General features: G+C 53.4%; 18 protein-coding genes and 5 pseudogenes. 14 read left to right on the top strand and 9 right to left on the bottom strand.

Annotated elements, in window-relative coordinates; genetic code table 11:
* Window positions 1-73: 73 nt before the first annotated feature.
* Window positions 74-451, bottom strand: a pseudogene (locus ACQUQ0_RS13065) (IS5/IS1182 family transposase); the annotation flags it as partial.
* Window positions 452-1,034: 583 nt separating this feature from the next.
* On the opposite strand from ACQUQ0_RS13065, the gene ACQUQ0_RS13060 reads away from it, so the two are divergent.
* The 11 genes and pseudogenes from ACQUQ0_RS13060 to ACQUQ0_RS13010 all read left to right on the top strand — a co-directional run bounded on the left by ACQUQ0_RS13060 (window position 1,035) and on the right by ACQUQ0_RS13010 (window position 15,122).
* The gene (locus ACQUQ0_RS13060; RefSeq protein ID WP_435185653.1) at window positions 1,035-5,507 is read left to right on the top strand and encodes a PAS domain S-box protein; all 4,473 of its coding nucleotides are present in this window, start codon (window positions 1,035-1,037) and stop codon (window positions 5,505-5,507) included.
* Between the two features lie 3 nt (window positions 5,508-5,510).
* On the top strand, window positions 5,511-8,219 hold the full coding sequence (locus ACQUQ0_RS13055) for a response regulator (RefSeq protein WP_435185651.1): 2,709 nt from the start codon (window positions 5,511-5,513) through the stop codon (window positions 8,217-8,219).
* A 158-nt stretch (window positions 8,220-8,377) separates the two neighbouring features.
* Window positions 8,378-8,701 (top strand): hypothetical protein, encoded by a 324-nt coding sequence (locus ACQUQ0_RS13050; protein ID WP_435185649.1) that lies wholly within the window; start codon window positions 8,378-8,380, stop codon window positions 8,699-8,701.
* A gap of 10 nt (window positions 8,702-8,711) precedes the next feature.
* Window positions 8,712-9,305, top strand: a complete 594-nt coding sequence (locus ACQUQ0_RS13045; RefSeq protein WP_435185647.1) for a response regulator transcription factor — start codon at window positions 8,712-8,714, stop codon at window positions 9,303-9,305.
* Between the two features lies 1 nt (window position 9,306).
* Window positions 9,307-9,690: a DUF5658 family protein gene (locus ACQUQ0_RS13040; protein WP_435185645.1), complete on the top strand. Its 384-nt coding sequence runs from the start codon at window positions 9,307-9,309 to the stop codon at window positions 9,688-9,690.
* A 743-nt stretch (window positions 9,691-10,433) separates the two neighbouring features.
* Window positions 10,434-12,110 carry a transposase gene (locus ACQUQ0_RS13035; RefSeq protein ID WP_435185643.1) on the top strand — a complete coding sequence of 559 codons (1,677 nt, stop codon included), beginning with the start codon at window positions 10,434-10,436 and terminating at the stop codon, window positions 12,108-12,110.
* A gap of 484 nt (window positions 12,111-12,594) precedes the next feature.
* Window positions 12,595-13,176 (top strand): annotated as a pseudogene (locus tag ACQUQ0_RS13030) (DUF7342 family protein).
* Between the two features lie 100 nt (window positions 13,177-13,276).
* The gene (locus ACQUQ0_RS13025; protein ID WP_435185641.1) at window positions 13,277-13,972 is read left to right on the top strand and encodes a nucleotidyltransferase domain-containing protein; all 696 of its coding nucleotides are present in this window, start codon (window positions 13,277-13,279) and stop codon (window positions 13,970-13,972) included.
* Window positions 13,965-14,522: a DNA-binding protein gene (locus tag ACQUQ0_RS13020; protein ID WP_435185640.1), complete on the top strand. Its 558-nt coding sequence runs from the start codon at window positions 13,965-13,967 to the stop codon at window positions 14,520-14,522. The genes ACQUQ0_RS13025 and ACQUQ0_RS13020 overlap by 8 nt, the downstream gene beginning before the upstream one ends.
* Window positions 14,500-14,826 (top strand): annotated as a pseudogene (locus ACQUQ0_RS13015) (site-specific integrase); the annotation flags it as partial. The gene ACQUQ0_RS13020 and the pseudogene ACQUQ0_RS13015, both read left to right, overlap by 23 nt.
* 95 nt (window positions 14,827-14,921) lie before the next feature.
* The gene (locus tag ACQUQ0_RS13010) at window positions 14,922-15,122 is read left to right on the top strand and encodes a hypothetical protein (protein WP_435185638.1); all 201 of its coding nucleotides are present in this window, start codon (window positions 14,922-14,924) and stop codon (window positions 15,120-15,122) included.
* 169 nt (window positions 15,123-15,291) lie between these two features.
* On the opposite strand, the gene ACQUQ0_RS13005 is transcribed toward ACQUQ0_RS13010, so the two are convergent.
* The 6 genes and pseudogenes from ACQUQ0_RS13005 to ACQUQ0_RS12980 form a co-directional block, all read right to left on the bottom strand.
* A complete protein-coding gene (locus tag ACQUQ0_RS13005; RefSeq protein WP_435185636.1) occupies window positions 15,292-15,480 on the bottom strand; it encodes an HVO_2922 family protein in 189 nt (62 codons plus the stop codon).
* A 52-nt stretch (window positions 15,481-15,532) separates the two neighbouring features.
* Window positions 15,533-16,393: a universal stress protein gene (locus tag ACQUQ0_RS13000; protein ID WP_435185634.1), complete on the bottom strand. Its 861-nt coding sequence runs from the start codon at window positions 16,391-16,393 to the stop codon at window positions 15,533-15,535.
* A gap of 2 nt (window positions 16,394-16,395) precedes the next feature.
* Window positions 16,396-17,724 (bottom strand): sodium:calcium antiporter, encoded by a 1,329-nt coding sequence (locus ACQUQ0_RS12995; RefSeq protein ID WP_435185633.1) that lies wholly within the window; start codon window positions 17,722-17,724, stop codon window positions 16,396-16,398.
* Between the two features lie 278 nt (window positions 17,725-18,002).
* Window positions 18,003-18,283: pseudogene (locus tag ACQUQ0_RS12990) on the bottom strand (DUF7350 domain-containing protein).
* Between the two features lie 698 nt (window positions 18,284-18,981).
* Window positions 18,982-19,938 (bottom strand): malate dehydrogenase, encoded by a 957-nt coding sequence (locus ACQUQ0_RS12985; RefSeq protein WP_435185631.1) that lies wholly within the window; start codon window positions 19,936-19,938, stop codon window positions 18,982-18,984.
* A 635-nt stretch (window positions 19,939-20,573) separates the two neighbouring features.
* Window positions 20,574-20,828 (bottom strand): hypothetical protein, encoded by a 255-nt coding sequence (locus ACQUQ0_RS12980; RefSeq protein ID WP_435185629.1) that lies wholly within the window; start codon window positions 20,826-20,828, stop codon window positions 20,574-20,576.
* 290 nt (window positions 20,829-21,118) lie between these two features.
* Between ACQUQ0_RS12980 and rdfA the strand changes: the two genes are divergently transcribed.
* From rdfA to ACQUQ0_RS12965, 3 genes and pseudogenes are all read left to right on the top strand, one after another.
* On the top strand, window positions 21,119-21,739 hold the full coding sequence (gene rdfA, locus ACQUQ0_RS12975) for a rod-determining factor RdfA (RefSeq protein ID WP_435185628.1): 621 nt from the start codon (window positions 21,119-21,121) through the stop codon (window positions 21,737-21,739).
* A 208-nt stretch (window positions 21,740-21,947) separates the two neighbouring features.
* A pseudogene (locus tag ACQUQ0_RS12970) lies at window positions 21,948-22,933 on the top strand (transposase).
* Between the two features lie 134 nt (window positions 22,934-23,067).
* The gene (locus tag ACQUQ0_RS12965) at window positions 23,068-23,268 is read left to right on the top strand and encodes a hypothetical protein (RefSeq protein WP_435185626.1); all 201 of its coding nucleotides are present in this window, start codon (window positions 23,068-23,070) and stop codon (window positions 23,266-23,268) included.
* Between the two features lie 299 nt (window positions 23,269-23,567).
* Here ACQUQ0_RS12965 and ACQUQ0_RS12960 read toward each other — a convergent pair whose 3' ends face one another.
* Window positions 23,568-24,809, bottom strand: coding sequence for an MFS transporter (locus ACQUQ0_RS12960; protein WP_435185624.1), 1,242 nt, complete (start codon window positions 24,807-24,809; stop codon window positions 23,568-23,570).
* 17 nt (window positions 24,810-24,826) lie between these two features.
* Window positions 24,827-26,203 (bottom strand): hemolysin family protein, encoded by a 1,377-nt coding sequence (locus tag ACQUQ0_RS12955; RefSeq protein ID WP_435185662.1) that lies wholly within the window; start codon window positions 26,201-26,203, stop codon window positions 24,827-24,829.
* Window positions 26,204-26,241 lie beyond the last annotated feature (38 nt).

Here is a 26,241-nt window from a genome sequence, read left to right as displayed (position 1 = left end):
CTCCTCATTCCTCACAAAAACGTTCCTCGATAAGCCGCTGCTGTCACGCGGTTATTCTCTTAGCTAAAGACGGATGGTATTGTGAGGCTTGTTTACGTTCGAAGAACGTGCTGTCGAGGGCGACGTGTCCCGATTGGCGGAGTTGCTGCGCGGAGACGCGCAGCAACGCCCGCCAGACGTACATCGCGTAGCGATCCAGTGAATGATAGAACGTGGTTGGATCGGGCAATGCCTCGGGGTGGATGCCGAGACGATCGCACACCTCCGGCATCAGTCCGAGCCGATCAACGAGTTCCGTGAAGGTGTGACCTTCTTCCTTGCGAATACAGTGTGCGACGATGTGAGCCTCGCGGGGAAGCCCGCCTGACTCGGGCTTCCCCGCGTAGTTTCCCAAAGCTTGTTTTGCTACGCGTAGTGCTTTCTCAACGAGGTCGAGGAGCGCGACTGCCATAATCGACTCCTCGACCTCATCTTCTCAAACCGTTACGGAACGATCTCGACGCTGTCTGCCGTTTTCAATAGAGCAGATCAAACTCCCGAAGTAGTCTTCGACAGTATCAATCGTTTGGGAGAACTCATCAAGCGTAACGGAATCTAACGGTATTGTATCTCTTGGTACTTCTCGAGTTTCCCAAGATCGAGAGCCGCTAAGTAATACGTCAGATGCAAGGTTGAGTTCAATACTATCCGCCGTTCGACAGTACTGTTTTCTGTCCCTGCTCTAGTCCGCAGTGACCTCTTCTAAATACATATTCTCAGAAAGTTCCTTCACACGTCTATAACAGGTGGCAATCGGGATATCTAGCTCTTGACTCAGCCAGCTGACTGATCGCGGTTCCCTTGCCGCCCGCAGTATATCTACGCTGTATTTCCGCCCGAGTACCGCAACTGCTTCCGTCGACATCTTGTTACCACAATTGATTCTCAAGGCTGAGTAGCTGTACCCTATATTTATCGAACCAATTCTATTGGGGCCGATATGAAATGGTTCTATAAGCGAAAACATAATACAGCGGAACAACAACATCGGATGTATGAGCGATGGAGACGCGTACACGGAACATACCCCCGCAGGACTTCTCGAGTTGTCTTCGGAACTGAATCAAGCTGGTTCTATCGAGGACGTCTCTGTCGTTGCGGTCCGAATGTTGGATCTCAATTTTGATGCGCCTCTTTCGGCGATCTGGGAGTACGATGAAGAGGGAAACGAACTCCGCCCAATCGCCGAATCAACTGAGGCACAAGAGGTGATTGGCGATGCACCTATCCTTCCACTTGATTCTCTCGCCGGGCGTGTGTACAGACAGAATCGTCCGGAAGCGTTCGACGATGTCCACGAGGCCGATGGCACGTATAATTCAGACACCCCGATTCGGAGCGAAATTCTTGTGCCAATTTCAGATTTCGGCGTCTTGAGTGTCGGAGCTACTGAAGTAGATGCGTTTACCGAAAAAGACGCAGAACTGGCAAAACTCGTTGCTTCGAATCTTGAAGCTACAATCTCACGAATCCGACGACACGAGGAGCTACAGGCTGAACGTGATTGGACACACACGTTGTTTGAAGGCTCCAACGATGCCATTTTTATTAGTGATTCAGATGCGAATTTCGTCCAAGTGAATCAGGCTGCTTGCGAGTTAACTGGCTATGAGCGAGAGGAACTCCTCTCGATGCGTATTCCCGATCTTCACGACGAGGTTGACTTACATGCCTATCAGGATTACCACGACCAAATTTTAGCTGGCGAACCGGCAACCACTGAAGCGAAACTGCTTCGGAGCGACGACAGTAAAATCGATGTCGAGTTCTCGAACCGTCGGATCGAGCGCGATGGGGCGGCCTATATGCATACCGTGGCGAGAGATGTGACGGAACAGCGGGAACGCCGACGTCGTCTGGAGTCATTTCAATCAGCTATCGAGAACGCGAGTGATGGGATTGCCATCTTAGACGACGAGGAGTACACGTACGTCGACCCAACGCATGCCGACATGTACGGGTTCGAGGACAAAAGCGAGTTACTCGGCCAGACCTGGCGTGATTTGTATACTGATGCCGTTGAAATCGAGCGCATAGAGGATGAGGCGTTTTCAGCGCTCCGGTCCGATGGAGAGTGGAGAGGCACTGTAACTGCATCTCCAGAAGGCAAGGGAGAATTCCCGACCGAACTATCGCTGACACGCTTGGAAGACGATCGAATCGTCTGTGTTGTCCGTGACGTGTCTGAAAAATATCGGCGTCAAGCGGAACTTCGGGAGAATGAGCGGCGTTTCGAGTCGGTGTTCGAAGATCCTGAGATGCTGGTGGCGTTATTAGAAACTGATGGTGAGACGATTGAGGTCAATGAAACAGCGCTAGACTACGTTTCGAACGACAAATCCGATATCTTGGGGGAACCGTTCTGGGAAGGAGACTGGTGGTCGCATTCCTCGGACCTACAAGAAGATCTTAAAGGCTGGATCGAACGAGCGGCTGCTGGCAAGTACGTCAGTTTCCAGGCGGAACATCCGGACCGGGACGGTAATATGCGGTTCGTTACGGGCACAATCCGTCCGGTTACAGGGGAATCAGGCGTCGAATCACTCGTTATTTCCAGTCGGGATATCACGCCCCGCGAGCAGCGCCATCGCGAATTGGAGACGTTCCAACAGGCTGTCGAAGATGCGAAAGACGGCTTCGCCATCCTCGAAGATGGAGAATACACCTACATCGACAAGACACACGTGGATATGTATGGATTCGATGATACTGACCAACTCATCGGGAACTCCTGGCGGATGCTTTATGACGAAGATGAGGTAGAGCGCCTTGAGTCGGAAGCCTTCCCTGTTCTTGAGTCGGAGGGGCACTGGCGGGGCAAAGTAACCGGATCCCAACCAGACGGAACGACGTTCCCGGCAGAGATCTCTCTAACTATCATCGATGATGGTCCCCTCGTGTGTACTGTGCGCGATGAAACTGAAAAACAGCAACGGGAACGTGAACTCGAACTCAAGGAGCAAGCGATTGACTCCTCGAATGTTGGGGTTATGATCACCGACCCACAGCGAGAAGGCAACCCAATCGAGTACGTAAATAAAAGATTTACCGACATTACTGGCTACGAAGAGGACGACGCGTTGGGTCGTAATCCACGTTTCCTCCAGGGACCCGAGACAGACCCCGACGAAATATCGAAGCTCCGAGAGGCGATTGCGGCCGGTGAACCGGTGACAGTAGAATTGAAAAACTACCGAAAAGACGGGAGTGAATACTGGAATCGATTGTCCGTCACGCCAGTCACTGATGTAGATGGGACGCTTTCGAAGTTTATTGGCATACAGCAGGACGTAACAGGTCGGAGGCAACGGACTCGGAGCCTGGCAGAACAGAACCGGAAACTCGAATTGGTTCTTTCTGGAACGGACACTGGTATTGCAGAGTGGAGTCTTGAGACGGATCAGATATCGTTCGACAACACGCTTGTCGATTTACTTGGCCATGATCCGGACAACTATGAAGAGTTCGTACAGATCGTCGCGCCGGAAGATCGGGACCGTGTTCGTGAGTCACTAGAACGAGTCGGCGATATCGACGACTTGTCTGCGGATTTCAGAGTTATTGATGCCAACGAACAAACGCGATGGATACACACAGATGCTGTTCTGATACCCGATGACGAAACTGGAGAGAGACTTGTCGCGATTGCCACGGACATAACGGATCAAAAACGACGGATTCGGCAGATTCAACAGGAGCGGAAGCGATTTGAGATCCTCTCGGAAAGTCTCGAGGAATACGCCTTTGTACTTCTCGATGACGATGGACAGATCGACAGCTGGAACGATGGAGCAGCCGACATCTTTGGATATGACGAAGAAGCTGCAATTGGTATGCCAGCAGCAGAGTTACACCCTGAACAGGATCAAAAACGTGGGATTGCTGATCGGTTACTAAAACAGGCATCACTCGCAGGAGAAAGTACTCACGAAGGACAGCGAGTCCGTCAGGATGGATCGTCGTTTCCTGCAGAAGTCACATACGTCCCGCTTCAAACTGAAGATGGAGTGTTCCTGGGATACGGGATGGTCATCAGAGATCTTACTAACCAGCGTCAACAGCGGCGTAGAACAGAGCGGTTCGTTGAGGAATCAGTCGACGTCGTGTCTATCTTAGATCGCGACGGGTGTTTCACCTATCTTAGTGGCTCTGCTGAACGGGTTCTTGGATATGATCCAACTCAGCTAAATCAAGAGAGTGTCTTTGATATTATCCATCCTGAGGATCGGGAACGTGTAATGGAAGCGTTTTTCGCCGCCGTGGAGGATTCCGATTCAAGCGTTCAGCTAGAGTTCCAAGCAATGGATGCGGATGAGGAGTGGATTACTGTAGAGGCACGTGGACGGAATCTCTTTGACGATGAAGCAATTGGTGGGTTTCTGTTATATATACGTGACATCAGTAATATAAGAGAACAGACGAAAAAATTCGAATCCGTATTCAATCAAACGTTCCAATTGACGGGACTGCTGACCCAGAGTGGTGAAATCCTCGAGCTAAACGACCCCCTCACGGAGTTCGGCGGCACAGGTGTCGAAGAGAGCAGAGGCACACCACTCTGGGAGTGTCCTCTGTTCGCGCATTCGTCTGAAGTGCAAACTCAAATCAGACAAGCAGTTACTGAAGCATCTTCGGGTTCATTCGTTCGGTTCAACGTGGAAGCAGAAGGCGTTGATGGACTCGCCAGCTTCGACTTCTCGGTCAAGCCGATCTCAAGCCAGCGCGGGGAGCTTAGCTTCCTGGTATTCGAGGCACGAGATGTTACAGCTCAGGAGCAGCGTCGGCGACACGTCCAGGTCTTACACCGGATTATGCGGCACAATATCCGAAATGATCTGACGAAACTGAGAGGGTATGTCGATCTGCTTGCATCGGACACAGAGACAGACACTCGTGAACAGCGCGCTGCGACGATCCGAGACATTCTCGACAAGTGGGAAAGAATGGCAAACAAGACCCAAGAGCTCCAGAATATACTCACGAGCGAGAGCGCTCTCGCTTCCCACCAGAGTGCTCAGCAAATAGCTGAGGATATTCAAGCCAAAAAAGAAGACGAGCATGCTAATGCGAATATCACTATCACAGCCGACCACGATATAGAATCACAAATACCGAGTGACCTTGAGAAGGCGATTTCTGAGCTCGTTGAGAACGCCATCACAGCGAACGATACTGAGCATCCATCCGTACAGATCAGTGTCTCGCAACCCGATGAACGGTGGGTAGAGGTTTGTGTGTCCGATACTGGGCCTGGACTCCCGGATATGGAGAAAAATCTCCTCGAAACTGGCGAAGAAACACCGCTAAGTCACGGTCAGGGGCTCGGATTGTGGATGGTGCGGGCACTGGTGACTCGTGCTGGGGGATCGATTTCAGTCGACACCTCGGGCGATGGGAGTGAGATCAGACTGGAAGTCCCCACCCAACCAGCTCGAGAGGACTCAGAAAAACCGGGCATCGTGTCGTAAACTATGACCCAAAACGGAAACACAAAAATCCTGGTCGTCGAGGATGACCAGAGTTTGGCTGAGCTGTATGCAGAGTGGCTCGCAGACCGTTATATTGTCGAAACCGCGTACTCTGGCGAAGAAGCCTTAGAAGCGTTTGATGCGACTGTCGATATCGTCCTTCTGGATCGGATGATGCCTGGGTTATCCGGCGGAGAGGTTCTTACGCGACTCAGACAATATGAGTCGAACTGCCAGGTGGTTATGGTCTCTGCGGTGACACCGGACTTCGATATCGTCAAAATGGGATTCGATGCGTATCTCGAAAAGCCCGTTGAAGCTGACGACCTCGAAGACGTTATCTCCCAGATGCTTACTCGAGCCGAGTACAACGAAGATCTGCAAGAGCTGTTCTCGCTGATAGAACGCCAATCGACCTTGGAAGCGGTTATGGACCCAGATACCCTCGAAACGAGCCCGAAATACCAGGCACTCACGGACCAAATCACAGAACTCGAGAATAAAGTCGAACGGTACCTCCAGAACCTGCCAGACAGGGATTTTCGAGTGGCTATTGAGCGCCTGCAACGAACAGCAGCAGAGCGCAGGGAACAGCAGCAGTACCAGTCCCTCACTGAAGACGTCCTGGACACATCAGAGGAAGGGATCGTTGTAGTAGATCGCGACGGACAGGTAGTGTGGGCAAACGAAACTACGGAAAAATTACTCGGAGTTGATAGAGACGATATCCAAGGGTCTGACTACAGTCGAATTGCTTCTGAATCGTACCAGGAATATCTCTCAGGTGAGCAAACACTGTCTGACCTCGTAACTCATTCTCTAGAGAATATGAATTCCGAAGTCGAAGCCGTCGTCCGTATCCCTGAAACGGCTTCGAAAGAGCAGCAGTGGTTGGAGTACTGGAGCGGACCGATCCAAACTGGTCTTTATGCAGGCGGGCGGATTGAACACTACCACAATATTACAGAGAGGTACGCGTATGAACAACAGCTTGAGGATCTGCATGCCGTTTCTCGCGATCTAATGACAGCGGACTCGGAACGTAGCATCGGCGAGACCGTGACAACTGCCGCAGTCGGGGAACTCGGATTCGAGTTTGCCGCGATATATACACGAGAAGAGCACACGGGACGCTTGGTCCCACTAGCACACGCATCCACAGAAGATGGTACTGAAATTGACCTTCCCACTATCTCTGAAGGAGACACACCAGTCTGGACAGCCTACGTGACTCGAACAGAACAGTTGAGTCCCGAAGACGAAGACGTTACAGATACCCAGTCAAGCCAGTGGTTGACAGAGGAGTTCTCGTCGTGGCGACTCTACTCACTAGAATCAGAGGGGGTTCTGTTGGTGGGTATGACCACGACGCCAGAGATTCCCTCGAGAAAGAACAAATTGGCAAAGACGTTAGCAGCGAACGCAGCAAGCGCATTCGAACGAACAGCTCAAGAGGCGGCCCTTCGGGAACGTGACCAGCGGTTAAACGAGCAAAACGAACGGCTGACACGACTGGATCGCATCAACACACTGATACGGTCGATAAGTGCCACGGTTATCAGTGCAAATACACGAGAAGAACTGGAGCAAGAGGTCTGTAATGCTCTAGCTCACTTGGATCTGGTTAGTGGGGCTTGGATCGGTAAAAAAGATATTAATACGAATACGATCGAGGTCAGAGCCAAAACGGAGTCGCTCACATATCAAAACGTGGGAGCGGACGACGGTCCAGCAGATGACAATACCCAACGGAATCACTCTACATTGCCACCTGCTGAACGGGCATACAAGATTGAAGATTCGGTCGTGGAGAACGACTTAATGACCGCTCGCTCCGAAACGGAGTGGGAACAAGACGCACTAAAGAATGGCACCAACTCGATTGTGGCTGTACCACTACAGAGCGAGGCTTCAATCCTTGGCGTATTAGAAGTCCACTCCAAACTGCCAAACGCCTTCGCTGAAAAAGAGGTGACAGCCCTCACAGAACTCGGTTATATAATAGGTCACGGGATATCAGCACTCCGGCAAAAAGCGGCGCTCCTATCCGGTGGGGGCACACTCCTCGAGATCCAGTTTGAGGACGATACTGGCCTCACAACCCTTGTTTCGGATATGGAGACTGATCTCGAAGTGTTGAATGTAGTGACTGAGAGTCCACATCACCTCCTGTTCGCGCGAGTGACCGGTGAAAACGTTACTCCCGAGGCGTTCGAAGCTGCTGGTTTCGATCCAGAGACGGTCATTTTGAGCGACTCTCGAAATGGTATCTACTGTAAAATCCCGGTTCGGAACAGCAGCTTTTGCGAGAAACTGACCGACCAAGGAGTTGCGATAAATCAAATCACAAACGCTTCCGAATCCAACGAGGTCGTGGTTTCAGTAACCGTGCCATTCACCGTCGACGTCGGGGAATATCTGAGTTCACTCCGGGAGGACTACAGCGATCTCACCCTGTTATCCAAACTGGATAGTGAGCGAGGAGAAACCAATACCTCTCTCTCAGCACGGCTTGATGGAGCTCTTACTGCCCGACAAGAAGAAGTCCTGCAGACGGCGCTCTACGCAGGGTATTTTAATTGGCCGCGGGATGTAGATTCGACGTCGATTGCCAAGACTCTCGATATCGCACAGTCAACGTTCAACCAGCATCTTCGAGCTGCTGAGTCTAATCTGCTGACGACTCTCTATCAGGATTCAACCGAGCCGTGACCTGCCTCAGTATCCCGTTCTGCAGTACTCGGGCTGTCCTGCTTGTCGACATTCGGAGAACTGGTTCCAAATAGTGGGCCTTTCCATATAGGCATTAAATTTGGCAACCCGATATTAGAGGGTAGAAGACGTTTTATTGTAGAATAAATGTATTCTGTATGGCCGATAGCTCTCCGCACCGAGAGTCCAGACCCAAAGGATGGAGTACGGATTCGCTCATTATACGGGAATTTGACAGGCCCGTTTGTGTCTCGGAGGCGGTCATTGAGACACTTATCGAAGCTGTCGAAGACTGGCCGGACCTCAGCAGATCTCCTCCGGTATCCGAATTCGTGGACGCAGGCAAGTTAGATGGCTTGTTCAAAACGCGTGCAGTCGAGGAGACCAGTCATATGCCCTCTGTGGAGTTTCTCTTTCAGCACGCACTTGTGACGGTTCTGTATGGATCAACAGTGCGTGTCATCGTCGAACGAGATGCGTGAGTGAGAACAGATGACCCATTCCAGTACCGTTCTGATCGTCGAAGACGAAGAGAAGATCGCTGACTTGTTCGGTATTTGGCTACAGGAGCAGTTCGAGGTTTATGTGGCCTATTCTGGGGAAGATGCACTGGAAATCTTCGCTGAGGAACCGATTGACATTGTCCTTTTAGATCGTCGAATGCCGGGCCTGTCTGGCACAGAAGTGCTACACTCAATTCGTGAAAACGGTGATGCTCAGCAGGTGATTATGGTAACAGCTGTTCAGCCAACGGAAGACCTAGCATCCATCGATGTGGATGACTATCTTCTCAAACCAGTTGACCGGACGAAGCTTCTTCGAGCTGTGGAAGCTGCGGAGCTGGTTCTAACATACGAAGATTCACTCACAGAGCTTCTCTCACTCACCGCGAGGAAAGCCACGTTAGAAGCGAACCTCGACAAAACAGAGCTGGAACAGGACGAGCGATATGGCGCCCTCATCCAGAGAATACGAGAGTTGGAAGAGGAAGCTGATACGGCACTTCAGCGTCTCGAAACAGATTATCAGATCGATATGCTGGTCAGAGACCAGCGTATCGGATCCCAACCTGTAGAGCAGTTCTGATATGCGGCGAGGAGCCGTGGCATCCACCAATTGTGCTACCAGCAGCAGTATCGAAGTACTCGCAGAAAATAAATATCCGCTGCTTATCGGATTGGTCTTCGTACGAGCTATAGATGCGAGTCTCACGTACTATGGGCTAAGCATCGGACTGCGAGACGCCAATCCGATTGTCGTACTTATTGTTGAGACTCTCGGAATCATCCCCGGCCTATTCTTTCTCTCGTCGGTGTCACTAGTGTTATTACTCTTTCTTGGTGAATACCTGCTTCCCTGGGTCGCACAATCGGGACATAATATCGATCTGTGGAGCAATGTAGCATACCTTTCAGCTTTGGTCGTATGGAGCGCTGTGTCGCTTCATAATATGGTACTCATTTGGATATGAGATTGATCGAGTCTGTCTGTTTATTATTATATATTTCAATTGTGTTAATTATATCATTTGCTATGCTGCTTTCTCTGCTTTAATTTCTGCAATGAAGCTCCAAAGCCTCATTTTATAAACGGTATAGGAGGATGGCTTAACCCTGCAGCAATTCACGGATTAAAACTGGATAGAGTATTGGCACCTATTAGCAGAGACAATCCACGAGTTACACTATACATAGCCCCGTTCATCCCATATTCCGCACCCCTTGATTCCGATTGCGTCATTTTCCCCTCTTGTGGTTTTGCAGATCAGTCATTTGATTGTCATATCGCGTATACCCGGTTCAGCAGGTGCTCCGGCCACACTCGTTGTCTCGTTCGGTCTATCTAAGACGGGGCAAGAGCGCGTTTTGTTGCTTTCTGTGGCTGTTTTGGTGAGTTCTAAAGTTTCGCCCGCCACATCGGTACCTATATTGTTTTATTTCTTATAATAAATCGACTAATCGCCAGAGGGAAAATTGATTGGACTGAGATTGTGGGGTGCGGAATATGGGCTAGTAAGGCCAATACTTAGACGTTGACAATATTGATCAGGTATATCTATTGGGTTCAGAATTATGTTCTTCCTCAATAATAATCGAACCGGATACCTCTCAAACTGGTATCCAGCGAAGCGTCAGAGGCACACCCACCCCACCCCCCACCCCGTTTAATTAAATATAACACGCGTTTTGAGTTCGTTCTACTTTCTATAGACTGATGCCCTACACCAGTCAGTCCTGTCGGACTGTGTTTCGACGGATCGCCCAACGACAATATAGTGAGTGGCCGGCGTACAATTCGACACTACTGTACGATCGAACGTCGCTCGCTGGACTGGAATCTGATATCCGGACAGTCTCAGAGACGTGGTTCGACCACGATAGTCACGACTCTATCGAGGAGTTCGTCTGTGCACTCCCGCTAGCCTACTTTCGATTTAGCGCCCATAATCAGTATGCGGGGTCGACACGCTACCAGATGGCCACTCTCTTCCGGGTGTTCGTCCTGCAAGAATGCCACGGGTGGGAGCACGAAACCGCACTCGTTGGCTACCTCAGAAACCACCCTGAACTCCGCGATAAACTGGGGTTCGAGACGATCCCGTACCAATCGACACTGTGGCGAAGCTGGCACGAGCGGTTCACCCCTGACCTCCGAGAGACTGTCGAGACGGTGGCTCGAACGATTCTCATCAAAGCCCAGAATTCGGGTGTTGAGGTTCCACGTGAACCGACACGAAAGCTCCGATACCACGGGAACGAGTCTGATGAGTCAGACGCGGACGATCAAACTTCGTTGGAGGAGGCAGAGATGGTCACCGACCACGTCAGCCGCGTCGTCTTCCCGGCATTCTCGCTGGACCGTGGCGAGGGCTGTGAGATACACGAGAACGCCTACTGGGACTTACAGACGTATCTGGGGCTTCGCGAGCGGCTGGCTGCGAACGAAGGGGCTCGCAGTTTTGTCTACGAATCGACTCGGGATCGGACACCGCTGGGCCACGCCCATCGCGAGCACATCCGCGACCTCTCGATTGACCAAGTGCGAGAGATGTACCGGCAGGCCATCACTCGGCTCCTGAACGAAGTTGCGGAGACAGAGCAGTTCTTTCGAGCGGGGATCGTCGCGATCGACATTACCGAAGCTGACCCCTTCACAGGCGATAGAACTGGCTACGAGGATGAGATCATCGGAACGAAGGAGAAGAACGACGAATACGCCTACCAGTGGGCGACAGTCCAGTTAGTCGGGAATGCCGTTCCGATCGTTCTAGACGCGCAGCCAGTTCGGAAGGGTGAGCCCCGCTTAGAAATTGTCGAGGGCCTCTTGGATTCTGCCGAGGAGATGGTTCACGTCGATAACGTGCTGATGGACCGAGAGTTCGATAGCCAGCACGTCCTGGAGATGCTCAGCCAACGTGGGCTTTCATACGTCGTGCCGAAACGAATGCAGACCAGCGAGAAAGCCCAGGCCAAGCGATTGCTCCAGCGCGACAAAGACCGCTACGAGACCGACCGGAAGCTCCATCTCGGAAAGAATGAGTGGCACGAGACGACGCTGACCTACCGCCGGAACGAGGACTCCGAGCACGACGATCACCGGCAGTATTCGGTGTTCATGTCGAATTGCGGGAGCGGGCACCTCACAGAGTACGGCTATCGCTGGGAGATCGAGAGCGGCTACAAATCGATCAAACGGTTCATGGCTGCGACAACGTCGAAGGATTTCGGGCTACGGTTCTTCTACTTCGCATTCGCGTGTCTCCTGTACTCGATCTGGCGAGCTGTCGATCTGCTCGTACAGGTTGAGTTGACTGGTGAGTACGAGCACTCGCCGATCGTAACAGCCGACAATACGCTGACGCTGCTGAAGAAGGAGACTGGAATTGGGTAGAGAGACACTCTGTCTAGGTTAGCGCGCCGTCTGAGTGGCTACACTGTTGGAAGTCACGAAAATTCGCCCATACAATTGAAAGTATGACAGGAATGACCGCTTAGGGAGTGATATGAGGTGATTTGCCTTACTGAATCGGCCAAATTCACGCATCACAGCCTCGCTAAATTCGGTGTAGTCTCAACTTGGAAACGCCAGAAAAATGATATAGCGGTATATAATTTACATCTGCCGATATACGATCTACAGCCCTCAAATCTGTCGAATTTGGCGGTATTAGGAATATTCTATTTGGTCGTGATTAGAATAGTAATCACGACCACTTTGAAGTACCCCGCCGCCGTCGGTGAAGCACGAATGCTGCAATCGGCTCAGAAAGACGCTTCCCTCGGGGTAGAGCCGCCAAGAACAGGGTTCGAGATTTCTCTGGGTCGCCTCAGCCGAGTCCGTGGAGATGGCGAGGTCCGTTTTCGTAATAGACCAGATGCCTGTGACCTATTATATGACACAGCACGAACGGTGTTCTATGACTGGAGGTGAATCGATTTCCGAGGGCCCGATGGAACGCCAACACACGGGTGAAGACCGGGTGCGGATGGTCGCCTGACAGGTTTCAGAGCCGCGGACAGCAAACTGGATCGCCTCCGAAGCAGACTGGTCACACGGGCCGACCAAGCGCGTCCTCGAACATCTCGTCGACGACGGCATCCTCCACCGTGACGACACCGGGGGCCACACGACATACTTCCCCGATTATCGTCGTCAAGCACTCACGGAGGCCATACGCCTACGGGACAGCGACCACACCGTCGAAGACCTCACCGAACGGCTCACCGAGATGAACGCTCAGATCCGAGGATGGAAGGACGAGTTTGATGTCGAGTCACCGAACCAACTTCGCGGGACGATCGCTGGCCAGGTACTCGACGTCACCGATGAGGATCGTCGCCGAGAGATCGCGCGCGAGTGGGAACAGCTCCAACGGCGAATCGAAATTGTGGGTTTTGCCATCCGAGAGTGGGACTTTCTAGCCCCAGCGACCGAACGTGGTGGGGCCCGGAGGTGACGGACCTCGTTCTCCGCACGTCCATTGCTGGCAGATGAATATTTAGGCTGATTCCGACTCACGTATAATGTTTATATAGTAGTGGTCCGTGATACGGTACATGAACCGCGAGACGGATAGTACGAATTCGTCTGGGGCAGCTATTTCTCTTTCAATACCCCCTTCAGATCCGACTTTATTCAAACATAAGGCGACGAGCGACGTCCTTCTCTTTTTAACAAACCACCGATTCAGTGACTTCTCACTGCGAGAACTCGCGACACAGATCGGTCACTCACACCAGTCCGTCCGACGAGCAGTAAACGTTCTCAGCGCGAACGACTTGGTCGTCGAATCGGCCGAAAGCAACCAGCGACTCGTCCAGATCAACAGACAGCGCCTGTCGATTCCAGACGATCCGATCCTTCGGATCCCCCAACCAGAGTATCATCAACCCGTCAAAGCTGCGGTTACGGAGCTTCGTGAGAACATCAACGAAGTCGTCGGCATCATCCTCTATGGGAGTGTGGCTCGGGGCGAGGCTGACCGACGGAGCGATATCGATCTCTGGGTGCTAACCCGGTCTGGGCGGGCCGAAAGCCAACGAGAAGCGAACGCAATTGCCCGTGACCTCGAAGATACGGAGTTCGATGGTGACCGATACGCCTACGATATCGATGTCGAGGCCGTCCAGGCGATCCCGGCGTACACCGAAGACATCCGAGAGATCGTCGTTTCAGGGATTCCGGTCTATAAGACGAATGACTTCGAAACCGTCGAGAACCTCCTCTTGGAGGAAGGAGCTACTGATGAGTAACGGCTCGGACCCGACCGCTGTGCTCACAGCACTCGACCGTGCACAGGATGCCTTCGAGATGGTCGGACGCGGTCGAACAGCTTTCGAGGACGGGATTAGTGCCGACGAAGACTGGAAGACACAGCTGACGAAAGCGTGTCGCCTCCTCGAGGTTGTTGACACGCTTCAGTCACAGGATGGGTACTACACGGCCGTCATCGAGGTCTGTTTCGGTGCAATTGAACGGTCGATCGAGGCGTACGCGCTCGCGATGACGAACGATACGCTCCAGGACTTTCAGGACCACCAGTTCAGCTACGAGCGTGCCCACCAGATCGGGCTGTTTGAGCAGGAGACTGCAGAGGCGATGAAGGACCTCTACAGCGAGAACCGGACAGAGAGTTATTACGGCGGCGGGCGTCCAACCCAAGAACAGGCGGAAGCAATGACTGATCTCGCCAGTGCTGTCCATCAGTTCGCAGTGAGCCAGATCCGGGAAGGCGGCGTCTGTCTGTGTGACAGACTACGTTTCAACATTTCAAGAGAGTATGGACCGGAATACACCGACTGAACGGGCCCCAAGGACCTCACTTTCCGAGTCGTTCGAGCGCTACCTCCTGGACAAGGGGAAAGGCCGCGGCGGCGACGGCGGGAATTATCGACGTAACGCTGCCCGCGAGCTCGAGCGGTTCGCTGAGTGGGCCGCCGGCGACCGTGGCGCCGACGACTGGACCGGGATCGTCCCTGACGACGTCGACCGGGAGCCGAACTTCGACTATCTCGACGAACGCGTGTTCCGGGAGTATGCCCGGCATCTCGGTGGAGATCGGGGACTCAAGCAGAACACGGTACAAACCTATTACCGCTATATGAGCCTGTCATAGAAGAGTTCACATAGTTTTCTGAATCAGCTCTAACAAATTGAAAACGCCGTACACTTGGTGCACGCTGTTCTTAGATGATCATAGGTATGGCGAGAGAGAAGTTCGGAGTCGCTGTTGACGAGGGAATCGTGCGAGAAGTGGATGAACTGGTCGCTGAGTGTGACGATCTCGGAGTCAGCCGCTCCGAGATCGTCGAAGCCATCCTCACAGCATTCGTTCAATCCGAGACGAATCACGTTGAACGGGTCCGAGAAATCATAATTCGGAAACGAAAAGGTACTCTCTAACTGGTTCTAAACGTTGTGCATCTAGTGTACGCACGTCTAAGCAATTAACCCGCTATAATAGTGCTCAAACTGACTGTAGCATATGAAGAGTTCTATGACACGCTCTACCCTGCTTATTCCGAACTATCCTTGGAAAATTTTCGTCCCCAAGCGCGCTCTTAGGTTACAGTCAGGACTGCAGTTCCACAGTCGCCTTTGGAACGGCGTTCCTGACACTTTCGATGCCGCGCTTGACTCCCTGTTTCGACGCGTAGCCCTCGCCGCTATCGGCGATGATGTTCCCGTTCGATACCACGAGGCGCCATCGCCACTCGTCGGCGTTGTCCTGGTACACTTCGAAGGAAGGATTCGTCGGCATACATCACCTATCGGACAGTGGGAAAAATATAGGTTGGGGGAAGAAGGCTACATCACTCCGTGACCGGAACGACCAAGACGGGCCGCTGAACGGTTTGGAGGACCCGACGGGCTGTACTCCCGAGATGTTGGCCCAAGATGTTCGTCTCGCCCTCGGAGGCTATGACGACGAGGTCGACCCCGTGTTCGGTGGCGTAGTCGTCGAGTGCCTCGTGGACGTTCCCGTCAGCCACCTCCCGTTGGATATCGAGGTCCGCCGTGTCGAGTTCGTCGACCAGACTATCGAGCGCCTCCCGCCTCTGGTCTTTCAGGCGTTCGACGTAGGTTCCCGTGATGCCGCCGGCGTCGAAGACGCCCGCTTCGGCCTGCACGTCGACTGCCGTGAACACGTGGAGAGTCGCAGTGAGCCGGCGCGCAAGGTCGGCGCCGATGGGTGCGGCCCGCTTTGACACCTCGCTCCCGTCCGTCGTGAGGAGGAGGTCAGAGTACGACCGCCCCGTCTCCGGGGCGACTTCCGTTCCTGGCACGGTCAGGACGGGTACCTCGACTGTGCGGAGGACGCGCTCGGGAACGCTCCCGAGGAGGTGTTCCCCGATACCGCTGCGTCCGCGCCGGCCCATCACCACGAGGTCGGCGTTGCGCTCGGCGACCCGGTCGCCGATTACCCGGTGGGGTTTCCCCTGGACGACGGCGGTTTCGACGGTCAGGTCGCCGTCGACCTCGACTGCAGTCGCCTCGGAGACGAGATCCCGTCCTCGCACTTCTGGGTCCGTCTCGCCGCTGGAGCGTCCCTCACTCCACGCGTGGAGGATCTCGACGGTAGCGTCGTACTTCACCGCGAGTTCGAGGCCGTACTTCGTGGCCCGCCTCGCGGGGTTGCTTCCGTCGACCGGAATGAGGATGTGTTCGAACATAGTCAATCAGCTCCGCTCGGCTCTGCGTCGTTCGATAATGTGCGAGCCACCACATCAGTCGTTCGGCCGACGATGTCGGCGAGCGCCCGTCGACGGGCAACGAAGATCGCGCCCCCGAGAACGAGATACACGCCGGTGAACGCCAACAGCAGCTGGTACTTCGAGAGGGGTATCTCGATGACCCCTCGAATGAGTGCGAACTCGACGAGGACCTGCGAGATGAACAGGACGAACAGCCCGACGGCTTCACGCCCGGATAGCTCGAAGTTCACGATGAGCGAGAGCGCGAAGAAGGACTGCGCTGCGGTGATCCAGATCTCGCCCATCTGCTTCTGGTCGAAGGGGAGCGTGCCGACGTGTCCGAGCGCGATGCTGTAGACGACGGCGAGCGTCCCGATGAGGAGCGTCCACTGGTTCAGCTTTGAGGAGACGAGTGCGTTGAAGCCGGCCGTCGAGCGCGCCTTGCTGACGAGGACGACGACGACGATGAGTTCGGGGCTCTCGCTCGCCAGCGGTGCGATCCACTGGATCATGAAGAAGGACGGCACCCCAATCTGCTTGCCGAGCTGTTCGAGCCCGTGGGCGAAGGGCTCGACTGCCGTGAAGATCACTACTCCCGAGAAGGCGAACAGGAGCAGGACACTCGCGATTCGATACGGTTTCGCGAACGACTGGAGATACGCCGGTACGCCGACGTGTTCTTCCTCTTCGGTCTCGTCCTCGTCCCGCAACACGATGAGAATGTAGGCGACGTACAGCGATACGAGGAAGACCGTATCGAGGACGCCGATACCGCCCCCAAAGGGGACGAGAAACGCCCACAGCGTCGCAACCAACAGGAAGACGATTTCGAGTCCGATGTCCCGTTCGAGGGTGACGGCATCGGCGAGAAAGCCCGTGCGCTTCTTGACGGCCGGGTCGGATGCTGACCCACGGCGGAAGATCGTGAACAGCGCGATGCCGGCCCATCCGAGACCGATGAGAATGCGGTTCGCGCCCGTCATATTGGCGACAGCGAGGTTACCGGCCTCGATGCCGCGGGGGGACCCCGCGAACTGCCCAGCGTTCCAGGCGTAGAGGGCGTCGACGGCGTACTCCGGCGCGACGGCGAGGATGGCGAGCACCGCGATAGCGAACGCTCGGGGCACATCTTTCTCGGCCGTCTCGGCGCCCCACGTCAGGAGAAAGGAGGAGCCAAGGACGGCGATACCGCTCACGGCGACTGTCACGAACGTCGAGAGCCCGTGTGTGGTGCCGGACACGTAGCTCCCTACCCACGGGAGCGTCAGGAGCGCTGCGGTGGCGAGTGCGCCGAGTATCTTCCGATTCATTCGAGTGCTGTTGTGTAGCGTGATTCAGTCATCTATCTGCTCGGTGTGCGCCTATATCCTGCCGGGAGACCCATATAAACCACAAGATATGCCCGTACTGCCCGATATCGCACAGATAAGACGGTGTGAACCGAGAAATATCGTCTCACCGCTATATGCTGAATCCGGCGGGTAGGATGCGTGACTGGCGTATCCGTCGCGGTTGAAGAGGGATATCTGTGCTGGTTACCGCTGTCGGAGAACGATGGAGAACTGATTCATATTTTGCAATTCACTGTTCACACTACGAACTCGACTTTGGACATATCGATGAAGTCCGTCTCGTATCCGTCGTGTCGAGCGAGTTGCGGCGGTGTCTGGATGTTGACCGTAATCGTATCCCTGATTCGATGGGAGGAACTGATGTGCCGTAGTAACAGCTGAGTTTCGCGTTGAGCGATGCTTGAAGCAGCCCTTGATACCTCTCGATACGCGTTCGAAGCGTCATACGCGGGAGCACGACGTGATTATAGGGTGTCCGGGGAGAGACGATTAGATACGGCGGTCGCCCTCGCTGAATCGAATGTTTTCCCTAACGACTGTCGCAAGGAACGTTGCATCGTCGGACGAACCCCTCCCAATCTCGCGGCCGGGAAGCGTGCTTCGTTTGGGCGCGACGAGACTGGGAACCGGCTCCATCTCCATCAGTTCAACTGCGCCTCGTATCCCCCCTCCTCCCGCAGACGGCGGTATTCGAGATTATATGTTTCACTCGTATCAAACGAAAACCACATTGTCACGGACAGTGGTTCCGTAAATTTCTCTAAACACGATTACGCTGAGTTTCTCTGAGAAGATGCTCGATCGGTTCATTCGTCTTGTCGAAGGAATATCGAACGAATAGGGATGTAGGCATTTTTCAGTACCTCAAAAGCAGGGCTTAGTGAGTCTCAAAAGAGAACCTCTTGAAGGGTTTTCCGCAACTAATCTTCTTCCCCCCGACCTGACTGCTGATATTGCAGCAAGCCGGACTTCGATTGCCTCTGAACTGGATCTTGAAGTCGTCGTCGCCGGCGATCTTCCCGAAGTACTTCGTCAGCGCGACAGGCGCTGTCGCGCTGCGGGACGAACGCAACCCAGTCGTAGTGGGCTTCGTGTTCGATCCCGAATCTCGACGCACTCTGTGATCTCCGTCGTGAATAGCAATGATCGGTTGCAGCACTTTGACGAGGTAATTGCGGTCGCAGATTCTCGCACCTGATGACGTCCAGCAGGTTCTTATTGTTTCTGCAGGTGACGGTACGCCGAGTTAAGGCGGTCTCGCTCCCACTCAGTGAGGTCCCAGCTGATTATTTCGTCCCACCCACTCGAAGACAGGGTAACCGGGACGCTAAGACAAACATCCGCATAACCGTACTCGCCATCCAATGGGACGGACGCGCACACTGGTTCATCTGTCCCACCATCTAAGATCGCGTGAGCTAGCGCAGCTGTTCCGCGTCCAGACACCCAGCGAGAGGATTTGTCTGCTCCGCGCTGTCGCATAACTTCGTAGGGGACTTCACGGACATAATCGAGTACCTGCTGTCGCTCCTTCTGGCTGAACTCCACCGTCTGCCCATCGATGGTTGTTTTCGAGAAAACCGGCACAACGTTCTCACCGTGCTCACCCATCATCGGACAGTAAACCTGCTTTGGAGATACATCACGGAGCCTACCGATCTCTGCCGCCGCTCGGGCTGTCTCAGAAAGCGAATAACCGACGAACGATTCACGTGGCCACTCGGAGACGTCCCAGAGACGGTACGTGATGCGATCCATCGGGTTTGTGACGACGACGACCGGACAGGGGCTTCTCTCTTGCATCCACCCACCGAGTTCGTCCGCAATCGGCCGGTTCTGCTGATAATATGCCTCTCGACCGCCCCGTCCGACCGCCTCCTCAGGGCGGTCCACGTTGTAGACAACGATGATGCAGTCAGTATCCTCAACGACATCGGGGGCGGGCGGCGACGTCCTCACCGGCGGTGACCCACTCTGGACATCCGAAGCAATAGCTTGGCCAACTGCGTGGGCTTCGTGGTTCATCGCGTGTTCGATATCTGTGGCATGTCCAGCCACTTCTTCTTCAGTGATATCAACGAGGTGGATTTCGATGTCTGGAACCGTCGTCGCAAGTGTGTACGCGACTGTAACACCGACAGCTCCGGCACCACCGATGATAGTAGCGTGCATCGGTATACTAGAGATTGATTCAGGGATATGACCGTTTGGATCTTCGGATCGAATCTGAGGCGTTCGGACTCTACCAGAGACACTCAGAACTTGAACGCCTCATTCTCTAATTCACCGCGATCATTTTCGTTTCAGGACTGTATAAGAGTTCACAAGATGGTTAGTCTTATTATTAAAAGAATGAGATTCGCTTAGTGGGTGTGGGCATTCGTCTTTAGCTAAGATTGGTGGTAATAATTCGTTTCCTAAAAATAACCAAAAGTATTCGGTGAGCTGATTCAGTCCATCGAGGTGCCGTACTGTATGAAATCAGGCGATGAGGAGCACTGGAAATGAGGGATTTCGGTTCCTTGAGGTGCTGTTCGGACGGAAATTGGTCGTAAATCACGCCGATTTGGTATTACTGTGAGGCGGTGGTGCAGAATAGGTCTCAAGGCCTAAATCGGCCGATTTCAGTATGGCTCTGTCTCATCAGTGAACCGCTGGTTGGCCAAGATTCTTTTCGAGTTTCGAAAGCCAAGTTGGGGGAGGCCACAAATAGAGATCTAGCAGTAGAGACCCTGTGAAGGCTTCTGCACCACCGCCATTACTGTGAGTATTAGCTAAAGACGGATGTCCCACCCCCAGTCGTGTCGTTAATCTCCACTCATCATAGCCTCAGGACGTGTGAGAGCATATCCAATGGCATACAGCAGAAGAGAAATCACGATACCAATAGTTGTGATGAGTATTGCGGGCAGATAACTGAGAGAACTCAAGAACATACCGTGGGTTTCGGCTTCCAAACGCAGCTGATTCCAACAGCGCGAACCGACGATCCGTGGACGTACCTTTGCGAGCCAATCTGGTTCCTCAAGGGCAATATTAGTCTTCTCCGAATCGCTACTCATACTTACAGTCTCCGTCCGGGAAGTAAAAAAACGGTGCCCCGAGAATTCTCTACCCGATCTGTTCGTTCTCTATAGGTGGTGAACAGAGAACGAAGAACCGGTATGAGAACTATCTATGACACAGTTACATTGATCGTAACACGAAACAAGTGTAATTAGAACTATTACGAGGTCTGTATGGTAGTAAATGCCATCACGTCCCGGTATTGTGCGATGCGATTCCGAGAACAGCTATGTGATATTAAAAAGTAGCGCGGTACTGATTTAAATAACAGAGTACTATCCCCATTATGTCCGATTCCCTTGATCCAACTCGGTCGAAGGTGGGCCGCCTAATAGAAAAATATGACTTGGAAGTTATCGACCAGGAGTTGGAAGATCGATGGCTCGGCAACGGATATGAGAGTCAGAGTCTACGAAGCATCGCCGATTGGTTCAATCAACGATTGCTCCGGACAAAATTAGAACAGAACGGTATGACACCACTGGATGGAGAGGTAGCTAATCTTTACCGACTGCTATCATCAGATGACGTAACCGCTGGAGCTCGCGTCGAAGCAGAAGCAACACTCGAGGACAAGGGAATCGATCCCAATCGCCTTGAACAAGAATTCGTGTCACATCAGGCTATTCACACGTATTTGACCAAATTCAAGAATGTCTCCAAAGATAAGTCATCAGTTAATCGAGCCCAAAAAGCGCAGAGTACTATCCAGAAACTTCGGAATCGGTTTGTTGCGGTAATAGAAAACAATCTCGAACAACTTCGGGACAATCAACAGATCACGCTTGGGGAGTTCAATGTATTACTCGATATTCAGATTCTATGTGAGAGGTGTGGAACTAGTTATTCCATTGGGGAATTATTCGATCGAGGGGGGTGTGAATGTGAACGGGATACTGAACCATAACTAATTAACTCACCTTTGCACGTTAGTCGGCGGTTGAGTGAACGAAGAGGTGGTCGATTTCGTCTATGAGGTCATTGACGCCTCGGTCATCGTTGTCCCGACCCCACGAGAGAAGGTTGTGCACGCATTGGTGTTCGGTTAAGCGGAGAAACCAACAGACGGCGCTCTAGTGACGAAGCTATCGTTGTAGACCGCGTGGGGAGAGAATGTGTTCAAAACGCTCTCCCCGGATCTCATACGACGGCGGCTGACTTCCCTGTTTCCCACCGAGTTAATCGAAGACACCGCGCGCGAGCGCGATGTCGTCCAGCGTGACCGGAAAATCGACATCACGATGCTCGTCTGGACGCTCATTATGGGCTTCGCCGTCGACGGCGAAGCCCGAACTATCGCCGGATTTCAACGGGCGTACTCCGCAGCAACCAACCAGACCGTTGCCTGCTCCAGCTTCTACGATCAGTTCACGCCGGCCCTCGCAGCACTGTTGAGCGACCTCCTCGAGCACTCTCGAGGAGGTCGCGGTTCCTCACACGATCGCGCCACAGTTCGAGCTGTTTCGAGACGTGCTGATTGCCGATGCAACCTGCGCGCCATTTCCTTGCCAGAGCGTCGTCTTCGGGACGTTCTGGGAGATCTCAGTCGGGAGATCATCGACGTAACCGTGGAGATCGAGTTCAAACGGCGGGCATACGCTGGGAAGCAGTCAACGGATTCGATGGAGTTTCGCGTCGTCGGTGTCCGCAACGAGGACACCGACGACTACCACCTGTACGTGACGAATCTGCCCGATGAGTTCACTCCAAGGCAGGTCGGGGCACTGTACGGGTTGCGGTGGGAAGTGGAGTTGCTGTTCCGGGAACTGAAGTCGCTGTATGGGCTGGAGAAATTCCAGACGAGTGATCCAGCGATCGTCGAGCTGTTAGTGGTGGCGGCTCTGCTGACGCGACGGTCAGCAGAGCCTTGCTCGGGGTGTTTCAGGAGCTGTTCCCAGAGACAGTGTTTCCGCGAGAACGCTGGGCGAAGACCTTCCGGTCTCTCGCCCAGCTCATCCTCGAAGATCTGGCCCAGTCGTTCGGCCATCCACCGCCGAACCTGTCGGAACTGATGTTCCGTGACGCCCGCCAACCAGAGAAATCGCGGCTCTTACTCAACGAACGAGTAGCTGAGGCCTTCAGGAGGCGATCCAGTGCTTAACCGAACACCAATGCGTGCTTCACATAAGCGATATTGAGCCTGTCATAGAAGAGTTCACATAGTTTTCTGAATCAGCTCTAACGAATTGAAAACGCCGTACACTTGGTGCACGCTGTTCTTAGATGATCATAGGTATGGCGAAAGAGAAGTTCGGAGTCGCTGTTGACGAGGGAATCGTGCGAGAAGTGGATGAACTGGTCGCTGAGTGTGACGATCTCGGAGTCAGCCGCTCCGAGATCGTCGAAGCCATCCTCACAGCATTCGTTCAATCCGAGACGAATTATGTTGAACGGGTCCGAGAAATCATAATTCGGAAACGAAAAGGTACTCTCTAACTGGTTCTAAACGTTGTGCACCTAGTGCACGCACGTCTAAGCAATTAACCCGCTATAATAGTACTCAAACTGACTGTAGCATATGAAGAGTTCTATGACACGCTCGATATTAGTTATCCGAAATATATGTGGCTGGTCCACTTTCGTCTCCATTTGCTCAATCTGTGACGAAAATCTCTCGAAAGACGCTTTTTATCATTTTATCACTGGTTCCGCTATTGTATCCCACCGACTGCACAGTTTGTAACTGTTGACCTGCGATCGAACACTCATTTATCATAGTGCCGAGGGACCCCCAATCACCACTGGTGTAGTGCACGTAGGTGATAGTCCCACAGGAGTATCGCCAGAAACGTCGTAACACCAGAAAGTGCGATCAGACCTCCAGCAAAAAACACCCATTCAATACCGTACTGGTCCATTAGCCATCCTCCAGCTAATGGCGCAAGGACGCTCCCGGGCCGCCACAACAACGACCGAACGCCGAAGCTACTGGCAATTCCTTTACCCTTCCCTTCATCTGCGAACAACGCCATACTCGCAGGTTCTCGAAAGGCATCAACAACGCCGAGAAGTCCATTCAAGACCAGTATTATCACTATGGTACCCGTGATCTCACCGATCAGGGGAATCGAGCCGGTAGTGAAGTCCCCGAACTGCGGAGCGAACGGGAATAAGAGAGCAATGACTCCATAGATCCCACCACCGAAGAAAATGAATAATGCTCTCCCGTGCTGGTCCGAGAGGCGACCTGCGATTGGTTGAAAAAGCATATTGGTCAATTTTTCTGTTGCGAGTACGGCTCCGACGATTACGCTCCTGTATCCGAGTCCACCCTGTGTAGCCGACACACCAACAAAGATTGCCACCCATTTCCGAACGAGTGAGATGGTGAACGCATATTGTACCCGAAAACTGGCTAAAGTCATAATCCGGCGGTTTACCGCCAGATCAGTGAACGCAAAGCCTGTGACCTGGCTACCATCCTCTTCGATGAACTGCCAGACACTCGCCGTCGAGACGATCAAAAGGGCAGTCAACAGACCGAATACGATATCAAACCCGGTTAGCGTGTAGAGGAATCCGGCACCAACTGTTCCGGCGATGCCAGCAGCCATCCGGAAAGAATTGTACTTCCCGATATAGTTAGCCCGTCGATTATGTGGAGCGAGTTCACCCAAGAGACCCAAGCTTAATAATCCCGTCCCGATCAGGCCGATTCCCTGTAGGAACCGTACGCCGAGAAATTCGGGGATGGTTGTGACTCGAGGAAATGCTACATACGCCACTGTACTCACAATAAGAGCGAGAATAAGTACTCGCCGCTTACTGTATCGGTCCCCGGCCCATCCCAGCGGGATTATACCGATTGTGCGAGCAATTTCGAGCATAGCAATAAATAGGCCAATTGTCACACCAGTCGCCCCGAGTGCATCGATATACTCCGGCAATAACGTAAGTACTGTGACAAAACCGAAACTGGTTGAGAAACGGGTGAGATATAACGAAGAGAACTGTAACTGATCCTGTGAAACGGTCATATTGGATTGAGAGTCAGTTATTGCTCAATTAACGTGCCCGAGTCCTCGTTAGCAACAGGTGCGTTCTCTCCGAAATCACTGATTTTTGGCCCAATAACCCGGGCTTTCATAATTCGAGTGTTCTCGACTTGCTCGATCCGGATGCTGATGCCATCGTAGGTGATCTCCTCGCCCTCCTCGACGAGGCGGCCAGCGCGGTTGAAGACGAATCCGGCGAGAGTCTCGAACTCCTCGCCCTCGGGGAGATTGAGCCCTAGTTCCTCGTTGACCTCGTCGATGTTCACCTCGCCGCGAACGAGCGTCTCGCGGTCGTCGACGGATTCGAAGGCCTCCTCCTCGTCGTCTTCGAGGATATCGCCGACAACCTCTTCGACCATATCTTCGAGGGTGACGAGCCCCTCGGTGGTCCCGAACTCGTCGATGATGATCACCATCCGCAGGCGATTGTCCTGCATCTCGGTGAGCAGTTCGTCGACGTTCTTCGACTCGGGGACGTGCAGCGCCGGCTGAACCAGATCGGTCAGCGACGCAGTGCCCGCGCCGTAGTGCTTCTTGCGCACGAGATCGCGGATCGTGACGATCCCGATAATGTTGTCTAAGTCGCTCTCATACACCGGCACCCGCTCGTGGTCGGACTGGACGCACGTCTCGATGGCCTCGTCAATGGTAGCGTCCTTCGCGACGGCAGTCATATCGAGGCGCGGCGTCATAATCTCCTTGGCGATGGTATGATTGAACCGGAAGATCCGGTCGAGCATCTCCCGTTCCTCCTCTTCGATGACGCCCTCGCGCTCGCCCGTCTGGATAAGGTCTTTGATCTCGTCGCGAGTGACGTAGGACGTCTCAATCGCCGATCCGCCGCCAGTTATTTTATTAATCGCACGAGTCAGGTAGTCGAAGACGACGACAAGCGGCAGGAGGACATACTCGGAATATTTCAGGGGCCGAGCGACTTGGAGCGCCCACGACTCGGTGTTCTCGACGGCATATGACTTTGGCGCGCTCTCGCCGAACAAGAGCACGAGCGTCGTGATCCCGAACGTCGAGACCAGCACAGCCGGCCCGGGGTCGAAATACATTCCGACGATCGCGGTCGCGATCGACGACATCGCGATGTTGACGATGTTGTTGCCGACCAAGATCGTAACCAGAAGGCGATGGGGATCGGACTTGAGATCGGAGATGACTTCCGCTCTTGAGACGCCATCTTCGACGAGCGAATCGATGCGGTGCTTCGCGAGGGAGAACATCGCGATCTCCGACGAGGAGAAGAACGCCGAAAATGCAATTAGAACGAGAATTGCGGCACTGCCGACGACAGTAATCGTAGCGTCGCTGATCGGAAAAAGTCCGAAAACAGAGGTTCCGATCGTCGGCTTAACCACACGTCCGATTGGCCCAGCCGATGCTCCAACAGCGATCTCGCACGGGT

This window comes from Halobellus sp. EA9, from assembly GCF_051195055.1.
Classification (GTDB): domain Archaea; phylum Halobacteriota; class Halobacteria; order Halobacteriales; family Haloferacaceae; genus Haloquadratum; species Haloquadratum rubicundus.
This window is presented reverse-complemented; position numbering and strand designations above follow the sequence as displayed.